The sequence below is a fragment of the Corallococcus macrosporus DSM 14697 genome (assembly GCF_002305895.1).
In the GTDB taxonomy this organism is placed as follows: domain Bacteria; phylum Myxococcota; class Myxococcia; order Myxococcales; family Myxococcaceae; genus Myxococcus; species Myxococcus macrosporus.
Genome location: NZ_CP022203.1, coordinates 4,844,468 through 4,867,011, shown reverse-complemented (window position 1 = coordinate 4,867,011; position 22,544 = coordinate 4,844,468). Strand labels below are relative to the sequence as shown.

The window sequence follows — 22,544 nt, the reverse complement described above, 5'->3', positions numbered from 1 at the left end:
GGCCTGGAGGCGGGAGACATCGGCTACGTGGAGGCGCACGGCACGGGCACCGCGCTGGGTGACCCCATCGAAGTCGCCGCGCTCACCCGCGCTTACCGGCGGCAGACGGAGCAGAAGGGCTACTGCGCGCTCGGTTCGGTGAAGACGAACGTGGGGCACCTGGACACGGCCGCGGGCCTGGCCGGGCTCATCAAGACAGCGCTGGCGCTGACGCACGAGGAGCTGCCGCCCACGCTCCACTTCGAGCGGCCGAACCCGGCCATCGACTTCGCCAACAGCCCCTTCTTCGTCGTGGATCGGCTGCGGCCCTGGCCGCGAGGGCCGGTGCCCCGGCGCGCGGGCGTCAGCTCGTTCGGCATTGGCGGGACGAACGCGCACGCGGTGCTGGAGGAGGCGCCGCTGCCCGAGCCCACCACGCCCAGCGTCCGGCCCACGCAGGTGGTGACGCTGTCGGGCCGCTCGCCAGAGGCCCTGGACGCCGCGGCGCGGGAGCTGGCCGGGTGGCTGGACGCCGCGCCCGCCGGCGTGGCGCTGGCGGACGTGGCCTTCACGCGCAACGTGGGGCGCCGGGCCTTCGAGCACCGGCGGAGCTTCGTGGCGCCGGACGTCGCGGCGCTGCGGGAGAAGCTGCGCGCGCCGGGGAAGGCCCAGGCCGTGGAGAACGTGGTGGCCGCGCGCGAGCAGGGCGTGGCCTTCCTGTTCCCGGGCCAGGGGGCGCAGTCGGTGGGGATGGGCCGCGAGCTGCACGCCGCGGAGCCCGTCTACCGGGAGGCCCTGGAGTCCTGCCTGGACGGGCTGGGCGCGGCGCTGGGCGCCTCGGTGCGGAGCGTGTTGTCGCCGGCGCCCGGCGCGGAGGACGCGGCGAGGCAGGCGTTGGCCGACCCGGGCATCGCGCTGCCCGCGCTCTTCGCCGTGGAGTACGCCCTGGCGCGCCAATGGGAGGCCTGGGGCGTTCGCCCGCGCGCGTACCTGGGGCACAGCTTCGGTGAGTACGTGGCGGCCTGCCTCGCGGAGGTGCTGCCCTTGGAGGACGCGCTGGCGCTGGTGGCGGCGCGCGGCCGGCTGATGGCGCGGATGCCGCCGGGCAGCATGACGGCGGTGGGCTGCGCGGAAGAGACGGTGCGCCCGCTGCTCACGGAGGCGCTGTCCCTGGCGGCGGTGAACGGGCCGGACCGGTGCGTGGTCTCCGGGCCCGCGCCGGACGTGGAGGCGTTGGAGCGCGACCTGGCCGTCCGGGGCATCGGCGTGCTGCGGCTGCCTGCGGCGCACGCGTTCCACTCGGCGGCGGTGGAGCCGCTGATGGCGGAGCTGCGGCGCGTGGTGGCCGGGCTGCGGCTGTCCGCGCCTCAGCGGCCCTACGTGTCCAGCGTCACCGGGACGTGGATTCGCGCGGAGGAGGCCACGGACCCGGATTACTGGCTCCGGCAGATGCGCGCGCCCGTGCGCTTCGGTGATGGGCTGGAGGCGCTGAGGGCGGACGGCTGCACCGTGTTCCTGGAGGTGGGCCCGGACCAGGCGCTCACGGCCCTGGCTCGGGGCGGGCCCGGGCGCGCCGTGGCGTCGCAGCCCCGGGCGGGCTCGAAGCGGGGGATGCACGCCACGCTGATGGAGGCGCTGGGCGCGCTGTGGGAGCAGGGACTGGTGCTCGACTGGCGCCAGGTCTACGCGCACGAGACGCGGCGGAAGCTGACGCTGCCCACGTATCCCTTCCAGCGGCAGACGTTCCGCGTCGCGGCTCCCGCGCCAGTGAAGGCCCTCCAGGCCCCCGCCGAAGTCGTGGCCGTGTCCCCGGTCGTCGCCGGCGGCGGAGGCGCGGCGGAGGCCGCCTCGGACCTGGCGGGGGCTCGCACGGAGGTGGAGCGCAAGGTCCTGGCCATCTGGCGCGAGCGCCTGGGCCGGTCGGACTTCGGCATCCACGACGACTTCCTGGAGCTGGGGGGCAACTCGCTGATGGCCGCGCAGCTCCTGACGCGGCTGCGCGAGGCGTTCCCCGTTCCACTTCCTTTGAGCGACGTCTTCGACTCGCCCACGGTGGCGGGAATCTCGGCGCGCATCCAGGAGCGCCTGGGGGCCTCGGGCGCGAATGGCGCGGAGCCGGTGCTTCCTCCGCTGGTCCGCATCCCGCGTGATGGCGACTTGCCCCTGTCGGTGGTGCAGGGGCGCGTCTGCGCGCTGGAGCAGGCGCTGCCCGGCAACCCGGCCCTGAACATGTACGTGGTGCTGCGCTTCCAGGGGGCGCTGGACGTGGCGGTCCTGGAGCGGAGCCTGGAGGCGGCGGCGCAGCGTCACGAGGCGCTGCGCACGTCCTATCCATTGCGGGACGGCGTGCCGGTCCTCCGCATCGCGCCAAGGCTGACGTTCCCGTTGACGCCCGAGCCGCTCGCGGGCGCCACATGGCAGCAGCGCGTGTACGACGAGGTGTCGCGGCCGTTCGACCTGGAGCGCGGCCCCGTGGCCCGCGCGCGGCTGTGGCGGCTCGGGGCGGACGACTTCATGCTCGCCGTCACCATCCACCACGTGGTGTGTGACACCTGGTCGTTGGTGGTGTTCGCGAAGGAGCTGGGCGAGCACTACGCGGCCCTCAAGCAGGGGCACCCGGCGCGGCTCCCCGCGCTGCCGGTGCAGTACGTGGACTTCGCGGCGTGGCAGCGGAAGGCGCTGAAGGAGGGCGCGTTCGCGTCTCAACTCTCGGCGTGGCGGGAGCGGCTGGCCGCGTTCCCCAGTCCGCTGGAGCTGCCGGTGGACCGCGCGCGGGGAGACGGCCCCGCGCTGCGAGGTCAGGTGCTGAAGGTGGGGTTCTCCTCCACGCTGTCGGCCGCGGTCCAGGCGCTGGCGCAGCGTGAAGGCGTCACCCCGTTCATGGTGCTGCTGGCGTCGTGGAAGGCGCTGCTGTCCCGTTGGACGGGCCGCGACGACATCGTGGTGGGGACGCCCATTGGAAACCGGAGCCGGCCGGAGCTGGAGCCGATGATTGGCTACGTGGCGCACGCCGTCCCGCTGCGGACGGACCTGGCGGGCGCGCCGTCCTTCCGCGAGCTGGTGATGCGCGTCCGGGATGTCATCATGGAGGCCTACGCGCATCCGGACGTCCCGTACGAAGAGCTGGGGCGGGAGATTGAGCCCACGAAGGACACCGGCCGCTCGCGCGTCTTCGACACCCTGTTCGTGCTGCACAGCCGCTTCGACCGGACCGCGGACCTGCCCGGCGTGCGCATGAGCCTGGCCGAGCTGGATGACGTGCCGCCTGAGTTCGGCAGCGTCCTGTCGGACCTGACGGTGGGCCTGGGCGAACACGCGCACGGCTTCTCCGGCACCATCGACTACGCGGAGGAGCGCTTCGAACGGGACACCGTGGAGCGCCTGGTGGCCCACTGGACCACGTTGCTCGAAGCGGCCGTGGCGGCCCCCGAGACGCCGCTCCTCGCGTTGCCGCTCGAGCAGCCCCGTCCCGGGCCGGCGGCGGTGGAGGCCGGGCGCTCCGCCTCGGCGCCGGTGCCTGTCGCGGAGGCGCTTCAGGCGCGCGCCGCCGCTGATGCCGCGTCGGTGGCGATGACGGCGCCGGAAGGCCGAGCCGTGACGTGGGGCGAGCTGCGAGCGTCCGCCGACCGGCTGGCGGCGGAGCTGGCCGGCCACGAGGTGGGGCCCGAGGTCCTGGTCGCCGTCTGCCTGGAGCCGTCCGTGGAGCGGGTGGTGGCGCAGTGGGCGGTGCAGGCCCTGGGGGCGGCCTACGTCCTGCTGTCCGTGCCGCAGCTCCGCGAGCTGGCCAGCCTCTCTCCTCCGGGGGCGCCATCGCCGCTGCTCCTGACCCATACGAATGTCCGCACGGGCGTGCCGCTGGACGCGGCGCGGGTCATCCGGGTGGACGAGGTCCTCTCGCGGACCGATTCGCGCCTGGGCGTGCCCGCCCGCGAGGCGCCGCGGGCCTCCGACGGAGACATGGTCTGCCTGGAGCCGCTGGTGGGGACCCGGGGCGAGCAGCTCCGCGCCATCCACACGCACCACACCGTGGCGGCGCTGTTCGCCCGGTTGGACGCGGAGGCTCCGTCGAAGGACGGCATCTGGCTCGCGGCGGAGGAGGCGCAGGCGCCCGGCTCCGGGCTGGAGCTCCTCTGGGCGCTGACGCGTGGGCTGCGCGTGGTGCTGCCCGCGGAGCGCGCGCGCTTCACGTCGTGGGGGACGGGCGCGGCGCCTGAGCGGCGGAGGACGGATTTCAGCCTGTCGTTCTTCGCCAACGACGAGGATTCGCTGGGCGGCCGGAAGTACCGCCTGCTGCTGGAGGCGGCGAAGTTCGCGGACGCGCATGGCTTCTCCGCGGTGTGGACGCCGGAGCGGCACTTCCACTCGTTCGGCGGTCTGTACCCTCGGCCCGCCGTGGTGGGCGCGGGCGTGGCCACGGTGACGGAGCGGCTGGGCATCCGCGCGGGGAGCGTGGTGCTGCCGCTGCATGACCCCATCCTCGTGGCGGAGGAGTGGGCCGTGCTGGACAACCTGTCCGACGGCCGCGTGGGGGTGTCCTTCGCGTCGGGCTGGCACGCGAATGACTTCGTGTTCGCGCCGGACCGGTACGCGCGGAGGAAGGACGTCCTCCACCGCGGCATCGAGGAGGTGCGCACGCTGTGGCGCGGTGGAACGGTGCTGCGACGCAATGGCGCGGGAGAGGAGGTCGCCATCTCCCTGCGCCCCAAGCCCGTCCAGAAGGTGCTGCCCATCTGGCTCACCGCCGCCGGCAGTCCCGAGACGTTCCGGCTGGCGGGCGAGCTGGGCGCGTACGTGCTCACCAACCTGATGGGCCAGCACCTGGATGACCTGGCGAGCAAGGTGGCGCTGTACCGCGATGCCTGGCGGCAACATGGCCACGCGGGGCGCGGGCACGTGAGCCTGATGATGCACGCGTTCCTCGGTGATGACCCGGCCGAGGTCCAGAAGAAGGCGCGGCCGCCGCTGCTCGACTACTTCCGCAGCTCGGTGGACATCTCCTCGGGCTTCCTGGCCAGCCTGGGGCTCGACGTGGATCCCCGCTCGCTGTCGCGCTCGGACATCGACGCGCTGCTGGCGCACGGTGTGGAGCGCTACGTGCAGGACGGCGGCCTCATCGGCACGCCGGAGAGCTGCGCGCCCATGGTGGAGCGGGTCCAGCGGCTCGACGTGGATGAGATTGCCTGCCTGGTGGACTTCGGCGTGGAGGTCGAGGCGACGCTGGAGGGGTTGCGGCACCTGGACGCCTTGCGTGGCCGTCATTCGCCGGCGCCCTCGCCCGCGATTCCCTCGGCGGCCCTCCGGGAAGGCCCTGGCGCGGCGGAGGCCCTGCTGTCGCTGGTGCGGGAGGCGGGCATCACCCACCTGCACTGCACCGCGGCGCTGGCGCGGTCGATGCTGGCGCTGCCCGACGCGGCGGAGGTGCTGCGCCCCGTGCGCCACGTCCTGCTCGAAGGCGCGTCCGAGGAAGCGGCGGCGTCCCTGGCGCGCGCCATGCCGTGGCGGGTCGCGCACCGTCAGCCCGGCCTGGGGCTCGGCGCCTGGGCCGTGGCCATGGGGCCGGTGGACGCCTCGCGGTGGGACGTGGTGGACGGACGCGGCCAGCCGGTGCCGGTGGGCGTCGTGGGTGAGCTGGTGGTGACGGGCGCGGGGGTGCCGCGTGGCTTCTGGAACGCGCCGGAGACCACGTCGATGCGCGTGCTCGCCGGGGAGTCCGACGGTGCGCGGCGGCTGGGGACTGGCCGTCGTGCGCGGCGCAAGCGGGACGGTTCGGTGGAGCTCCTGGCCGCCGCGCCCGTCACGGAGCGGCGTCCAGCGCCGCCGAAGTCCGCCGCGCGGATGGGGAGCGGCGCGGCCTCCAGGCCCGAGGGCTCGGGGACCATTCCGCTCGTGCCTCGGGGACGCCCGCTGCCGCTGTCCTTCGCGCAGCAGCGGCTCTGGTACCTGGACCGGTTGGAGCCAGGCAACGTGGCCTACAACAACGCCGTCGCCTTCACGCTGTCCGGCAAGCTCGATGCCGCGGCGCTGGAGCGGGCGTTGAACGGCGTGGTGCGCAGGCACGAGGCCTTGCGGACCACGTTCGCCGTGGAAGGCGACGCCGCGGTGCAGCTCATCGCGCCAGCGCTGGAGGTCTCCATCCTCGTCCGGGATGCGGAGGACGCCAGTGAGGAGGAGCTCGCCCGCCAGGCGCGTGAAGAGGCGCGCCGCACCTTCGACCTGGAGCAGGGCCCGCTGCTCCGCGCGACGTTGCTGCGGGTGGGGAGCACCGAGCACGTCCTGCTGCTCACGCTGCACCACATCATCTCGGACGGCTGGTCCGCGGCGGTGATGGTGCACGAGATGATTCAGTTGTACGAGGCCGAGATGTCGGGCCAGCCGCCGACGCTGCCCGCCCTGTCCGTGCAGTACGCGGACTACGCGCTCTGGCAGCTGGAGTGGATGCGAGGCCCCTCGCTGAAGGCGGAGCAGGACTGGTGGGGCGAGGTGCTGGCGGAGGTGCCGGTGCTCCAGCTCCCGGTGGACCGTCCCCGTCCGCCCGTGCAGACGCATGACGGCGCGCAGTTGCCCTTCTCGGTGCCCCGGTCGCTGATGGATGCCGTGGTGGCGGCCGGCCGGAAGGAGGGGGCCACGCCCTTCATGGTGCTGCTGGCCGCGTGGCAGGTGCTGTTGCACGCGTACACGGGACAGGAGGACTTCGCGGTGGGGTCGCCCGTCGCGGGGCGCAACCGGCCCGAGGTGGAGCCGCTGATTGGCTGCTTCATCAACTCCATTGCCCTGCGCGCGGACCTGAGCGGAGACCCCACGTTCACGCAGGTGCTGGGCCGGGTGCGGCGCACCGCGCTGGCCGCCTTCTCGCACCAGGAGATGCCGTTCGAGAAGGTGCTGGAGGTGCTGAACACCCCGCGCGACCTCAGCCACAACCCGGTCTTCCAGACGATGCTGGTGCTGCACAACACGCCCACGCCCGTGCTGTCGCTGGCCGGGCTCCAGATGCGTGGCCGTTACGTGCACACGGGCGCCACGAAGATGGACCTCACGCTGGAGGTCACGGAGACGGCCGAGGGCCTGCGCGGCGGCATCGACTTCAACACCCGCCTCTTCGACGAGGCCACCATCGCGCGGCTCGCGGGCTCCCTGCTGCGGGTGCTGGAGGCCGCGGCGAGCCGCCCGGACGCGCGGCTGTCCCAGCTCGACCTCCTGGACGCCGCGGAGCGCGCCCGGCTGCTGGTGGAGTGGAACCCCGCGCCCGTGGCCGAGCTGCCTGCCTCGGACACCGTGCCCGCGCGGTTCCTGGCCCAGGCGGCGCGGACGCCCGACGCGGTGGCGGTGGCGGACGGTGCCCGGACCTTCACGTATCGCGAGCTGGAAGCGCTGTCCCTGCGCGTCGCCGGGCACCTGGTGTCACGGGGCGTGGGGCGAGGCGCCGTCGTCGCGCTTGCGGTGGCGCAGCCCTCGGAGGTGGTGGCGGGGCTGCTGGGCGTGATGCGCGCGGGCGCGGCGGTGGTGGTGCTGGACGTGGACCATCCGCCGGAGCGCCTCTCCAGCATCCTGGCGGACACGCAGGCCCGGATGCTGCTCACCTCCGAGTCGCTCCGTGCGCGCGTTCCTTCGCGAGCGGGGCCGGAGGTCATCACGCTGGACTCGCTGCCCGAGGCCACGGGGGACCTGCGCGTCCGTCCGGAGGGAACGGACGCGGCGTGCATCGTCTACACGTCGGGTTCCACGGGGCGGCCACGCGGTGTGGTGCTGGAGCACCGGCACCTGGTGGCGGCCACACGGGCCCGCGCGGAGGTGTACGGCGCGCCCGGCGTCGTGATGTCCCTGGCGCCATTCACCTTCGACGCCGCGCTGGCGGGGCTGCTCTGGTCCCTGTTCGAGGGCGGCGCGTTGCGCTACCCGGACGCGGAGGAGCGTGAGGACCCGCGGCGGCTCGCGGAGCGCATCGCCCAGTCACGCGTCACGCACCTCATCTCCGTGCCGTCGCTGTACGGGCAGCTCCTCGCCGCGGCGGCTGTGGGGGGCCTGAAGAGCCTGACGGCGGTGAGCGTCGGCGGTGAGGCGTGCCCCGTGGAGCTGACGCGTGCGCACCATGAGGCGTTGCCGTCGGTGGCCCTGTTCAACGAGTACGGCCCCACGGAGGCCACCATCTGGAGCACGGTGCACCGGGTGCGGGTGGGGGAGGAGCACCGCGTGCCCATTGGCCGCGCGGTGCCCGGGGCGCGCGTGTACCTGCTGGACGCGCGGCGCAAGCTCGTCCCGCAGGGCGCGCCGGGTGAGGTGTACCTGGGCGGCGCGGGCGTGGCGCGGGGCTACCTGGGCCAGCCGGGACTCACGGCCGAGCGCTTCGTGACGGATCCGTTCGACGGCCGCTCCGGTGCGCGCATGTACCGCACGGGCGACGTGGCCCGCTGGCGCGGGGACGGCACGCTGGAGTTCCTGGGCCGCGTGGATGAGCAGGTGAAGGTGCGCGGCTTCCGCATCGAGCCGGGCGAGGTCGAGGCCACGCTGCTGGCGAATCCCTCGGTGAGGGAGGCCGTCGTCGTGGCGCGAGACGATGGCAAGGGGCCGAAGCGGCTCGTGGCCTACGTGGTGCCCGTGGCCACGGACAGCGGCGCGGCGCCGGACGCGGCGGCGCTGAAGGGCTGGGTGCGTTCGCGGCTGCCGCCGTACATGGTCCCCGCGGCGGTCGTCGCGCTGGACGCGTTGCCACGCACGCGACACGGCAAGGTGGACCGCCGCGCGCTGCCCGCGCCCGAAACGGGGCCGGCGGTCGCGCCGGTGGCGCCTCGTTCGGAGGTGGAGGCCACGCTGGTGTCGCTCTGGCGGGAAGTCCTGGGCGTGGAGCGCGTGGGCATCCACGACGACTTCTTCGAGCTGGGCGGCGACTCCATCCTGGGCTTGCAGATCATCACCCGCGCGCGCGCGCAGGGCATCGAGCTGTCACCGAAGCAGCTCTTCCAGAACCCGACGGTCGCGCGGCTCGCCACGGTCGCGGGGACCCGGCTCGCCGTGCAGGCCGAGCAGGGCGCGGTGGTGGGGCCCGTGGCGCTGACGCCCATCCAGCACTGGTTCTTCGAGCTGGCACAGGAGGCGCCGCACCACTGGAACATGTCCCTGCTGCTGGAGGTGAAGACCCCCCTGGATGGCGCCCTCCTGGGACAGGCGTTGACCCACCTGCTGGCGCACCATGATGCGCTCCGGGCGCGGTTCGCACGCGGCGAGGCGGGCTGGCGGCAGGTCGTCCCGGAGCCGGAGGCTGGTGTCCTCGTCGAGCAGGTGGACCTGTCCACCGTGCCCGAGGTGGAGCAGGCGGCGGTGGTGCAGCACCGCGCCGAAGAGGCGCAGCAGGCCCTGCGGCTGGACGGCGGGCTGCTCCACGCCACGCTGCTGACCCTGGGGCGTGGGCGCTCCGCGCGGTTGCTGCTGACCGTCCATCACCTCGTGGTGGACGCGGTGTCGTGGCGCATCCTCCTGGAGGACCTGGCCGGGGTGTACGCACAGCTCGCCGCGGGCAATGCGGCGCGGCTGCCCCCGAAGACGACCTCGTTCCAGGCCTGGGCGCGGGGCCTGGAGACGCTCGCGCGGTCGGAGAAGCTGGCGGCGGAGCGGAAGTGGTGGCTGGAGCGGCCCTGGCAGGAGGCGGCCCGGGTGCCGGTGGACTTCCCGGAAGGCGTCAACACCGAGGCCACGGCGCATTCGGTTCGCGTCACCCTGGACGTGGAGGAGACGCGGGCCTTGCTGCAGGACGTGCCCAAGGCCTGGCACACGCAGGCGCAGGACCCGTTGCTCACCGCGCTGGGGCAGGCGCTGACGGCGTGGGCCGGTGGCGGCGTCGCGCTGGTGGACGTGGAGGGCCATGGCCGTGAAGAGGTGCTGCCGGGCGTGGATGTCTCGCGCACGGTGGGCTGGTTCACGCGCGTGTTCCCCGCGCTGCTGGACCTGCGTGGGGCGCCGACCCCCGGGGATGCGCTGCGCGCCGTGAAGGAAGGGCTGCGCGCGGTGCCGTCCCAGGGCATGGGGTGGGGCCTGCTCCGCTACGTGTCGAAGGACGCGGCGCTGGCGGCGCTGCCCGCCGCGGAGGTGGGCTTCAACCACCTGGGACAGGTGGACGGCGTGGTGGGCGCGGACGGGCCCTTCGCGCTGGCGGCGGAGAGCGAGTCCCTGCGGCAGCGGGCGCCGGTGGCTCGCCGGCCGTACCTGATCGACGTGATGAGCGCGGTTCGCAACGGGCGGCTGGAGGTGCTGTGGACCTTCAGCGGCGCGGTGCACCGGCGTGAGACGGTGGCACGCGTGGCGGAGGACTTCGTCACGCGCCTGCGGGCCCTGGTGGCGGCGTCGAAGGCGCCGGACGCGGGGGGCCATTCGCCCTCGGACTTCCCGCTCGCGAAGGTGAAGCAGGCGCAACTCGACAAGCTGTCCGCGCGGTTTGGAAAGAAGACGCGATGAGCGACAACATCCAGGACCTGTACCCCCTGTCGCCCTTGCAGGGCGGCATGCTCTTCCATGCCATTTCGGAGCCCGGGCAGGGGCTGTACTTCAACCAGCTCGTCTGTGAGCTGCGGCGCCTGGACGTGCGGGCCTTCACCCAGGCGTGGGAGGCCGTCGTCCTGGCGCATCCCATCCTCCGCACGGCGCTCGTCTGGGACGACGTGGACGAGCCCGTGCAGGTGGTGCTGCGCGAGGTCGAGCTTCCCATCCGCGTCGAGGACTGGCGTGGCCTGGAGCCCGACGCGAGGGACTCCCGCTGGGAGTCCTTCCTGGAGGAAGACCGCCGGGAAGGCATTGACCTGTCGCAAGCGCCGCTGGTGCGGCTGGCGCTGATGCGCGTGGGGGAGGATGCCTACCGCTTCGTCTTCAGCCACTCGCACCTCATCCTGGATGGCTGGTCCGTGCCGCTGGTGCTTCGGGACGTCTTCGCCGCGTACGAGGACGCGCTGGCGGGACGTCCGCTCCGGCTGGTGCCGCCGCGTCCGTTCGGGGACTACATCGGCTGGCTGGCGGAGCATGACCTGACCGCGTCGGAGTCCTTCTGGCGCCAGACGTTGAAGGGCTTCCGGGAGCCGACCCCGTTGAGGGCAGGGCCCGATGGCTCGGAGGGGCACGGGCGGGCGACGCGTTCACTGCACCTGTCGGAGGAGCGCACCTCGGCCCTGAATGCCCTGGCGCGGAGGCAGGGCCTCACGGTGTCTTCGTTGGTGCAAGGGGCCTGGGCCCTGGTCCTGGGACATCTCTCCGGCGCGGGGGACGTCGTCTTCGGCACCATCGTCTCCGGGCGGCCCCCGGACCTGCCGGGCGTGGAGGACATGGTCGGGCTGTTCATCAACACCCAGCCCGTGCGGGTGCGCCTGACGCGCGACGTGAGCAGCCTCGGCTGGCTGCGGAGCCTCCAGGACGCGCAGTTGGAGGCCCGGCAGCATGAGCACGCGCCGCTGGTGAAGGTGCAGCGCTGGAGCGATGTGCCCGCGGGCACGCCGCTCTTCGAGTCGCTGGTCGTCTTCGAGAACTACCCGCTGGATGCCGCGCTGTCGTCCTCGGCGAAGTCGCTCTCGGTGCATGACGTGCGGGCCGTGGAGGAGGACCACTTCGCCCTGACGCTCGTCTCCATGAACGGGGCTCGGCTCCCGCTGCACCTGCGGTACGACCGCGCGCGCTTCACGGCGGCCTTCGCGGACGCGCAGCTCGAACGGCTGCGCTTCGTGCTGGAGCGCTGGGCCGAGCACGCGGAGGACCTCCTGGAGGAGGTGGCCCGGCGCTCCGAGCACACGCGTCATCCGCTGGTGCTGACGTGGGCGGACCCGCGCCAGCCCGACGTGGCGCCGGAGCCCGGCCCGAGCGCATCCCCCGCGCCGCCGCGAGCGTTCGAAGGGCCGCGCGACGCGAAGGAGACCACGCTCGCCGCCATCTGGGCGCAGGTGTTTGGCCGCGAGCGGGTGGACATCCACGACAACTTCTTCGAGCTCGGCGGCGACTCCATCGTCGGCATCCAGGTCATCGCCCGCGCCGCGCAGGCGGGCCTGCGCATCACCGCGAAGCAGTTGTTCGACCAGCCGACGGTGGCCCGGCTGGCGGCGGTGGCGTCCGAGGTGCCCGTGGATGGGGCCTCCGCGCCGATGGCTGCGCCCGAGACTTCGACGGAGCCTTCACGGCAGCGGCGGGCGGAGCAGGCCCACGTGGAGGAGGCGCTCCTCGCGGAGGGTGAGGTAGGGCGGCCGCTCTCCTTCGCCCAGGAGCGGCTGTGGTTCCTGGACCAGCTGGAGCCCGGGAGCGCTTCGTACAACGTGACCGCGGCGGTGCGGCTGGTGGGGCCGCTGGACGCGCAGGCGCTGGAGCGTGGCTTCCACGCGCTGGTGCAGCGGCACGAGTCGTTGCGCACGACGTTCCGAAGCGAGCGGGGCGTCCCCGTTCAGGTGATCGCGCCAGACGGGGCGCCGTCGTTCCAGCCCGTGGACCTGAGCGGGCTGCCTGAGTCGATTCGAGGGGACTCGGCGTCGAGGCTCCTGAAGGAAGAGGTGCTTCGGCCGTTCGACCTCGTCCGGGGCCCCTTGCTGAGGGCCTCGCTGGTGAAGCTGGCGCCGGAAGAGCACCTCCTGGTGATGGTGATTCACCACATCGTTTCGGATGGGTGGTCCATCGGCGTCCTGGTGCGCGAGTGGGTGACGCTCTATCAAGCGCACCTGCACGGGATGGCTTCGCCGTTGCCTCCGCTGCCGATGCAGTACGCGGACTTCGCGCAATGGCAGCGAGGCTGGCTGAGGGGCGAGGTGCTGGAGGCGCAGGTGCGGTACTGGCGCCAGCAGCTCGAAGGCGCGCCGCGCGCGCTGGAGTTGCCCACGGACAAGCCGCGTCCCGCGGCCCAGACCTTCCGGGGCCGGGCGAAGCGGCAGGTGTGGCCCCAGGCGCTCTGGCAACGGGTGGTGGCCCTGAGCCGGGCCGAGGGCGCGACCCCGTTCATGGTGCTGGTGGCGGCGTACCAGACGGTGCTGTGGCGGCACTCGGGGCAGGACGACATCAGCGTGGGCTTCCCCATCGCGGGAAGGACCCACGCACAGACGGAAGGGCTCATCGGCTACTTCGCGAACACGCTGGTGCTGCGCGCGCGGGTGAGGCCGGAGGCGACGTTCCGCGAGCTGCTGGCGCAGGTGCGCGAGGCCACCCTGGGGGCCTACGCGCATCAGGACGTGCCTTTCGAGAAGCTGGTGGAGGCGCTGCTCCCGGAACGTGACCTGAGCCGCAGCCCGCTGTTCCAGGTGTCGCTGACGCTGCTGAACACGCCCCAGCCGAAGATGGACCTGGGGCGGGGCCTGGCCTTGTCGCCCGTGGAGGCGGAGACGCACACCTCGAAGTTCGACCTGTCGCTGATGGTCGAAGAGGCCCCCGAGGGCGTCATGGTGTCGCTGAACTACAACAGCGACCTGTTCGAGGACGAGACGGCGGAGCGGCTGCTGAGGCACGTGCGGGTGCTGCTGGAGGCGGCGGTGGAGTCGCCCGGGCAGCGGCTGGAGGCCTTGCCGTTGATGGGCGCGGAGGAGCGCCAGCGGTTGGTGGAGGTGTGGAGCGGGCGGACGGTGGCGTACCCGCGCGAGGCGTCGCTGGCGGAGCTGTTCGAAGCGCAGGTGGAGGAGACGCCGGACGCGGTCGCGGTGGAGGACCGGGGCGAGACGCTGACGTACGCGGCGCTGAATCGCCGGGCGAACCAACTGGCACACCACCTGCGGGGCATGGGGGTCGGCCCGGAGGTCAGGGTCGGGGTGTGCGTGGAGCGCTCGCTGGCGTGGGTGGTGAGCATGCTGGGGGTGGTGAAGGCGGGCGGGGTGTACGTACCGCTGGACGCCAGCTACCCGCTGGAGCGCCTGGGGTGGATGAAGTCGGAGGCGCGGGTCGCGCTGCTGGTGGCGCAGGAGAAGCTCGCGGACGAGATGGCATCCGGGAGCGAGCTGGTGGTGAGCGTGGACACGGAGTGGGACGCGCTCATCGCCCGGCAGCCGGAGAGCAACCTCCGGTCCGGAGCCAGCGGCGGCAACCTGGCGTACGTGATGTTCACGTCGGGGAGCACGGGGAGGCCGAAGGGTGTGGGGGTGCCGCAGCGCGCGGTGACGCGGCTGGTGATGGGCAGCGGGGTGGCGGACTTCGGGCCACGGGAGGTGTGGTTGCAGTTGGCGCCAACGGCGTTCGACGCGTCGACGTTGGAGGTGTGGGGCGCGCTGCTCCACGGCGGGAAGCTGGTGGTGTACCCGGAAGGGCCGCTGGAGCTGGAGGCGCTGGCGCGGACGTTGGAGGAGACGGGCATCACGTCGCTGTGGCTGACGGCGGCCCTCTTCGAGCAGATGCAGGCGTACCAGCCGCAAGCGCTGCGAGGCGTGAGGCAGGTGTTGGCGGGCGGTGACGTGCTGCCGGTGGGGCGGGTGCGCGAGCGCGTGGCGAGCGGCGCGGTGCTCATCAACGGCTACGGCCCGACGGAGGGGACGACCTTCACGAGCGTGCACCGGATGGAGACGGTGGAGGACGTGGGGCCGGGGGCGGTGCCCATTGGCGGGCCGGTGGCGAATACGCGGGTGTACGTGCTGGACGCGCGCCTGCGCCCGGTGCCCGCTGGGGTGAGAGGCGAGCTGTATGTGGGAGGAGACGGGCTGGCGGTGGGGTACGTGGGGCGGCCGGAGTTGACGGCGGAGCGCTTCGTGCCGAGCCCGTTTGGAGACGGCGAGCGGCTGTACCGGACGGGGGACGAGGCGAGGTGGTTGGGGAACGGGACGTTGGAGTTCCTGGGCCGCCGGGACACGCAGGTGAAGGTGCGGGGCTTCCGCATCGAGCTGGGGGAGGTGGAGGAGGCGCTGAAGCAGCAGGCGGGGGTGGAGGAGGCCGCGGCGGTGGTGCGTGAAGAAGGCTGGGGCGGCAAGCGGCTGGTGGCCTACGTGGTGGCACCTGGGGGAGACGGGGCGGCGCTGAAGGAGTCGGTGAAGCAGCGGCTGCCGGAGTACATGGTGCCGTCCACGGTGGTGGTGCTGGAGGCGTTGCCGTTGACGCCCAACGGCAAGGTGGACCGCAAGGCGCTCCAGGTGGCGGAGCTGGCCCCTCAAGTGGAGCGGCAGGCCCGGGAGCCGCGCACGCCCACCGAGCACCAGTTGCTCGCCCTCTGGCGTGAAGTCCTTGGCACCGAGCGCGTGAACGTCGAGGACGACTTCTTCGAGCTGGGCGGGCACTCGCTCCTGGCCACGCAGCTCGTCGCGCACGTCCGCTCCGCTTTCAGCGTGGAGCTGCCGCTGCGGGCCATCTTCGAGTCGCCCACCCTGGAGGCGCTCGCGGCGAGAATCGAGGGCGCGGGAAGCAGCGATGCGGCGGCGGGTGTGCCGCCGCTGGTCCCCGCGCCGCGCACGGACGCGATGCCGGTGTCCTTCGCGCAGCAGCGGCTGTGGTTCATCGACCAGCTTCATCCGGGAAGCGCCGTCTACAACGTCCCCATTTTTCTACGCCTCGAAGGCACGCTGAGCGTGGAGGCGCTCCAGCAGGCCCTGTCGGCGCTGGTGGACCGGCACGAGTCGTTGCGCACCACCTTCGCCTCGCGGGAAGGGCAGCCCGTCCAGGTCATCCATCCCGCCGGGGCCTTCCGGCTCGCGTTCGAGGACCTGGGCGCGTGGCCCACGGAGTCGCGTGAGGCGGAGCTCCAGGCGCGGACCGCGCGAGAGGCGCTGCGGCCCTTCGACTTGAGGAACGGGCCGCTGCTGCGAGCGACCGTGACGCGCCTGTCGCCAGCGTCGCACACGCTGTTGCTGGTGCTGCACCACATCATCTCGGACGGCTGGTCGTTGGGCGTCCTGGTCCGGGAAGTGGGCGCGCTCTATACGGCGTTTCAGGAGGGACGGCCCCCCGCGTTGCCGCCAATGCCGGTGCAGTACGCGGACTTCTCCGTGTGGCAGCGGCGTTGGCTGCAGGGGGACGCGCTGGAGGCGCAGCTGGCCTGGTGGCGCAAGCAGTTGTCCGGCGCTCCGCCGTACCTGGAGCTGCCCACGGACAAGCCCAGGCCGGTGACATTGTCACATCAGGGCGCGGCCGTGCCCGTGCGGCTGTCGCGGTCCTTGAGCGACGGCGTGACAGCGCTCGCCCAGGCCGAGGGCGCCACGCCCTTCATGGTGCTCCTGGCGGCCTTCCAACTGCTCCTGTCGCGCTACGCGGGGCAGGAGGATGTCGTGGTGGGCTCTCCCATCGCGGGGCGCCGCTATCAGGAGACGGAAGGGCTCATCGGGTTCTTCGTCAACACGCTCGTCCTTCGTGCGGAGGTGCGCCCCGAGGAGACGTTCCGCGACCTGCTGGCCCAGGTGCGTGAGCGCACGCTGGGGGCCTACGAGCACCAGGACGTCCCGTTCGAGAAGCTGGTGGAACACCTGCAGCCCGAGCGGAGCCTGGGGCGGAGCCCGCTCTTCCAGGTCCTCTTCGTGCTGCAGAACGCCCCCGTGGGGCACCTGGCGCTGCCCTCGCTGGCCGTGAAGCCCCAGGGGCTCGTCGGCACCGAGGCGGCGCGCTTCGAGCTGTCGCTGAACCTCGGTGAATCGCCAGAGGGGTTCTCGGGCATCCTCCAGTTCAGCACCGACCTCTTCACCCAGGCCACGGCCGCGCGGGTGGTGACGCACCTCCAACGCCTGCTGGAGTCCGTCAGCTCGGCGCCGGCGCAGCGCCTCTCCGACGTGTCGCTCCTCGCCGAGGCGGAGCGTCAGCAGGTGCTCGGGGCCTGGGACGCGCCCGGCCTGGACGTCCCGCGAGCAGCCGTCCACCAGCGCTTCGAGCAGGCCGTCGCGGCGTCACCCGACGCGCCCGCGGTCCGGTGCGAAGACGAGGTGCTGTCGTTCCGTGAGCTGGATGCCCGGGCGAACCAGCTCGCGCATCATCTGCGGGGGCTGGGCGTGGGCGCGGACGTGCCGGTCGCCCTGTGCCTGGAGCGCGGGGCGGCGTGGGTGGTCTCCATGCTGGGCGTCCTGAAGGCGGGGGGCGCCTATGTGCCGTTGGACTCCACGCAGCCCGCGTCACGGTTGCAGGACCTGGTGGCGGAAGTGGCCGCGCCCGTGGTCATCACGCAGGCGCGTCACGCCCAGGTCTTCGGTGGCACCGCGGCCACCGTGGTTCAGTGGGATGCGGACGCCGCGACGCTGGAGCAGCACGCCCGGCACTCGCCCGCGTGCGAGGTCCACCCGGACCAGCTGGCCTACGTGCTGTTCACGTCGGGCAGCACCGGCCGTCCCAAGGGCGTGGCGGTGTCGCACGGGCAGCTCGCCCACTACGTGCACGCCGTCACCGAGCGGCTGGATTTGACGACGTGTGCCAGCTTCGCCCTGGTCTCCACCGTGGTGGCGGACCTGGGGAACACGGTGTTGTTCCCCGCGCTGTGCTCGGGCGGCCTGCTCCACGTGTTGACGCAGGAGCGCGCGACCAGCCCGGCCGAGGCCGCGGAGTACTTCGCGCGGTTCCCCGTGGACTGCATGAAGATCGTGCCCGCGCACCTGGCGGCGCTGATGACGGCGGCGGAGCCCGGGCGGGTGTTGCCCAAGAAGCGGCTGGTGCTTGGCGGAGAGTCCTCCTCCTGGAGCCTCCTGGAGCAGGTGCACGCCCTGGCCCCCGCGTGCCAGGTGTTCAATCACTACGGTCCCACGGAGACGACGGTGGGCGTCGTGGCGGGGCCCGTGGCGCTCCCTCGCTCCGCGGTGTCCGGCGCGTCCGTTCCGCTGGGCCGGGCGCTGGCCCACACGCGGCTGTACGTCCTGGACGCGGCGCTGCGGCCGGTGCCGGTGGGCATCCCGGGAGAGCTGTACGTCGGCGGCGCGCAGGTGACGCGTGGTTACCTGCGCCGCCCGGACCTGACGGCGGAGCGCTATGTACCGGACCCGTACAGCCTGACTCCCGGCGCGAGGATGTACCGCACCGGTGACAAGGTGCGCTGGCTGGAAGACGGGCGCGTGGAGTTCATTGGCCGCACGGACTTCCAGGTGAAGGTGCGCGGCTTCCGCGTGGAGCCCGGAGAGGTCGCGGGGGTGCTGCGCGCGCATCCGGGGCTCCGCGACGCCGTCGTCGTCGCGCGAGAGGATGCGCCCGGGGACAAGCGGCTGGTGGCCTACGCCGTCCCGGCCGAGGCACCAGGGCCCGAGACTGCGGCGCTGCGTGCGTACCTCCAGGAGCGGCTCCCGGCCCACATGGTGCCCTCCGCGCTGGTGGTGCTGGAGGCGCTGCCGCTCACGGCCAACGGCAAGGTGGACTGGCGCGCGCTGCCTGCGCCGGAGGCGTCGGCGCGTGATTCGTCGCCGGACTACGAAGCGCCGGCGTCTCCCTTGGAAGAGACGCTGGCCTCCGTCTGGGCGCAGGTCCTGCGGGTGGAGCGGGTAGGGCGGAAGGACGATTTCTTCGGGTTGGGCGGGCACTCGCTGCTGGCCACGCAGGTGGTGGCCCGGCTTCGCGCGGCGCTCGGGGTGGAGGTGCCCCTGCGGGCGCTCTTCGAGTCCCCGTCGCTGCGAGGTTTCGCCCAGCGGGTGGCGCTGGCGGCTCGAAGCGAGGCGATGCCTGGGCTGCATGCCCAGCCCCGGTCGGAGAAGCGCCCCTTGTCGTTCGCGCAGCAGCGGCTGTGGTTCCTGGACCGGCTTCAGCCCGGAAGCACGGCGTACAACGTGCCGCTCGTCCTGAACCTGGAGGGCCCGCTGGACGTCGAGGTCCTGGAGCGCGCGTTCTCCGAGCTCGTGCGCCGTCACGAGGTCCTCCGCACCACCTTCCCTGTCCAAGGTGAAGCGCCGGTCCAGGTCATCTTGCCCGCGGAGGCGCTCCGGATCCCCGTGGTGGACCTGCGTGGACAGGAGGACACCGCGGCCCGGCGGTTCATCCGGGCGGAGGTGGACAGGCCCTTCGACCTCGCGCGCGCGCCGGCGCTGCGGACCCATCTGCTGAAGCTGGCCGAAGCGCGGCACGTGTTGGTGATGATGCTGCACCACATCGTGTCGGACGGCTGGTCCATGGGCATCCTGGTGCGCGAGCTGTCGACGCTCCATGAGGCTTTCTCACACGGGAACGCGTCGCCACTGCCCGAGCTGCCGGTGCAGTACGCGGACTATTCGCAGTGGCAGCGTGATTGGCTGAAGGGCGAGGCGCTGGAGGCGCAGGTGCGGTACTGGCGCCAGCAGCTCGAAGGCGCGCCGCGTGCGCTGGAGCTGCCCACGGACAGGCCGCGTCCGGCGGTCCAGACGTTCCGAGGCGCTGTCCGGCGGCAGGTGTGGCCCCAGGCGCTCTGGCAGCGGGTGGAGTCCCTGGGCCGCTCCGAGAGCGCGACCCCGTTCATGGTGCTGCTGGCGGCGTACCAGACGGTGCTGTGGCGGCACTCGGGGCAGGACGACATCAGCGTGGGCTTCCCCATCGCGGGAAGGACCCACGCACAGACGGAGGGGCTCATCGGCTACTTCGCGAACACGCTGGTGCTGCGCGCGCGGGTGAAGCCGGAGGCGACGTTCCGTGAGCTGTTGGCCCAGGTGCGTGAAGTCACCGTGGGTGCCTACGCGCATCAGGACGTGCCCTTCGAGAAGCTGGTGGAGGAGCTGCGCCCCGAGCGAGACCTGAGCCGCAGCCCGTTGTTCCAGGTATCGCTGACGCTTCAGAACACGCCGCCGCCGGATGTGAAGCGGAGTGAAGGCCTCTCGCTGAAGGTGGTGGACGCGGAGATCCAGACGTCGAAGTTCGACCTGTCCCTGTTCGTGGGCGATGCGCCAGGAGGCGTCTACGCGGCGCTGAACTACAACAGCGACCTGTTCGACGGGGAGACGGCGGAGCGGCTGCTGGGGCACATGCGGGTGCTGCTGGAGGCGGCGGTGGCGTCGCCCGGGCAGCGGCTGGAAGCCTTGCCCTTGATGGGGGCGGAGGAGCGCCAGCAATTGGTGGAGGCGTCGAGCGGGCGCGCGGTGGCAGCCCCGCGCGAGGCGACGCTGGCGGAGCTGTTCGAAGCGCAGGTGGAGCAGACGCCGGACGCGGTGGCGGTGACGTTCGAGTCGGAGCACGTGACGTACCGTGAGCTGGAGGCGAGGGCGAACCAGTTGGCGCACTTCCTCCAGGGGATGGGGGTCGGCGTCGAGTCGCTGGTGGGCGTGTGCCTGGAGCGTTCGGTGGACATGGTGGTGGCGCTACTGGGCGTGCTGAAGGCGGGCGCCGCCTACGTGCCGCTGGACCCGGCGTACCCTCGGGAGCGGTTGGTGGGGATGCTGGAGGACAGCGGCGCGGCGGTGCTGCTGACGCACGAGCGGCACCAGGACGTGCTGGCCTCGGCGCCTGTGCGCGTGGTGCTGCTGGATGCGCAGCGGGAGGAGGTGTCGAGGCGGCCCGCGACGCGTCCCGCCGTGCCTCGGGTGGGCCCGGAGGCGCTGGCGTATGTCATCTTCACGTCGGGGAGCACGGGGCGTCCCAAGGGCGCGATGAACGCGCACGGCGCCATCGTCAACCGGCTGCGGTGGATGCAGCGGGAGTACGGGCTGGGCGGCGAGGACGTGGTGCTGCAGAAGACGCCCTTCAGCTTCGACGTGTCTGTGTGGGAGTTCTTCTGGCCGCTGTCGGTGGGCGCGCGGCTGGTGGTGGCCCGTCCCGGCGGCCACCAGGAGCCGGCGTACCTGACGAAGGTGCTGAAGGAGGAGCGCGTCAGCACGGTGCACTTCGTTCCTTCCATGCTGCGCGCCTTCCTGGAGGAGCCAGGACTGGAGGGGCTGAGCGCACTGCGCCGGGTGGTGTGCAGCGGCGAGGCGCTGGACGCGGAGTTGGTGAAGACGGCGTACGCGCGGCTGCCGGAGACGGTGGAGGTGCACAATCTCTACGGTCCGACGGAAGCGGCGGTGGACGTCACCTACTGGCCCTGCCCCAGGGACGCGCGGCTGCAGCGCGTCCCTATCGGCAAGCCGGTGGCGAACACGGCGCTGTATGTGCTGGACGGGCAGGGGCAGCCGGCGCCGGTAGGCATCCCGGGCGAGCTGCACATCGGTGGCGTGCAGGTGGGCCGCGGGTACCGGCAGCGGCCGGAGCTGACGGCGGAGCGCTTCATCCCCGATGCCTTCAGTGGTGTCCCGGGCGCGCGCCTGTACCGCACCGGTGATGTGACGCGGTGGCTGCCGGACGGGACGCTGGAGTACCTGGGCCGAGCGGACTTCCAGGTGAAGCTGCGCGGCTTCCGCATCGAGCTGGGCGAGGTCGAAGCCGCGCTTCGCGGCCACCCGGGCGTGCGGGACGCGGTGGCGGTCGTTCGACAGGAGGCGCGGGGCGATGCGCGGCTCATCGCCTACGTGACGGGGGAGGCGGAGCCGCTGACACCCGCGGCGCTGCAAGCGCATCTGCGGAAGCAGCTCCCCTCGCACATGGTGCCCTCGGTGGTCGTGCGACTGGACGTCCTTCCGTTGACGCCCAGTGGCAAGGTGGACCGCAAGGCCCTGCCGGTGCCCGAGGCCCCCACGGTGCCGTCGGGACAGTACGTGGCCCCGAGAACGCCCACCGAGGAGGCCCTGGCGGACATCTTCTCCCAGGTGCTCGGTGGGCGCCGTGTCGGTGTCCACGACGGGTTCTTCGAGCTGGGAGGCCACTCGCTGCTGGCAACCCAGGTCGTGGTGCGCGTCCGCGCGCAGTTCGGGGTCGAGCTGCCGCTCCGGGCGCTCTTCGAATCACCCTCCGTGGCGAAGCTGACGGGCTGGCTGGACGGGGCCGGAACGGATGCGCTGGTGAGATGCCGTGTGGCCTTGCAGCCGGAAGGCAGCGGGACGCCGGTGTTCCTGGTGCACGCCGTGGGAGGCGCGGTGGGCCCCTATCGGGAGCTCGCGCGAAGGGTGGGCGCCTCACGTCCCGTCTACGCCTTCCAGGCCGCGGGGCTGGATGGGCGTGAACCGCCCCTGGCGCGGATTGAAGCGCTGGCCCGCCGCTACGTGGAGTCCATGCGTGAGGTGCAGCCGGAAGGCCCCTATGTCCTGGGGGGCTGGTCCCTGGGCGGCGTGGTGGCCTTCGAGATGGCGCGCGAGCTGGAGCGGCAGGGCCAGCGCGTGGCGCTCCTGGCGCTGATGGACAGCTTCGCGCCCGACGAGAAGGTCTCCGCGCGGGAGGCGGAAGGGGGCGTGTTGCTCGCCAGGATGGCCATGGACCTGGCGCGGATGGCGGGGGCCGAGTCGGCGCTGCGTCCCGAGGACTTCGCGGGCCTGGGCGACGAGGCGCAGTTGTCCACGGTCGTCCAGCATGCGCGGCAGGCAGGCTGGCTGCCTCCCGAGGTGGAGGTCTCCGTCCTCCGGGCCTGGCGTGACGTCATGCAGGCCAACCTGCGCGCGCTCGCGGCGTACCGCCCTGGCCCATTGCGTTGCCCCGTGCTGCTGCTCCGCGCGAAGGATGCGCGGCGTGCCTACGCCGTGGACCCGTCGCATGGCTGGGCTCCATGGCTGCCCTCGGGGCTCACGGTGGAGGACGTGCCGGGAGACCACTACAGCGCGCTGCGTCCGCCGCATGTGGAGACGCTGGCGCGTCGGCTCGCCGAACATGTCGATGCGGCAACCGGGGGGCAGGAGACGCCGGAGGGGCTGAAGCGCGGCGCGGGCTGA

Annotated in this window: 2 protein-coding genes (1 of these 2 cut by a window edge); both read left to right on the top strand. The window is 72.7% G+C overall.

The genetic code is table 11. The annotated features are described in order from the left end of the window. On the top strand, positions 1 to 10,422 hold the 3' portion of the coding sequence (locus tag MYMAC_RS19760; RefSeq protein ID WP_204816821.1) for a non-ribosomal peptide synthetase/type I polyketide synthase. It extends 927 nt beyond the left edge of the window; only the last 10,422 of its 11,349 coding nucleotides appear in the window; its start codon lies beyond the left edge, outside the window; the stop codon is at positions 10,420 to 10,422. Further along, positions 10,419 to 22,544 (top strand): non-ribosomal peptide synthetase, encoded by a 12,126-nt coding sequence (locus MYMAC_RS19755; protein ID WP_095959203.1) that lies wholly within the window; start codon positions 10,419 to 10,421, stop codon positions 22,542 to 22,544. The genes MYMAC_RS19760 and MYMAC_RS19755 overlap by 4 nt, the downstream gene beginning before the upstream one ends.

Bases quoted from the DNA above. Each gene is read 5' to 3' on its own strand.
- MYMAC_RS19755 (WP_095959203.1), top strand. From the start codon at position 10,419: ATGAGCGACAACATCCAGGACCTGTACCCCCTGTCGCCCTTGCAGGGC.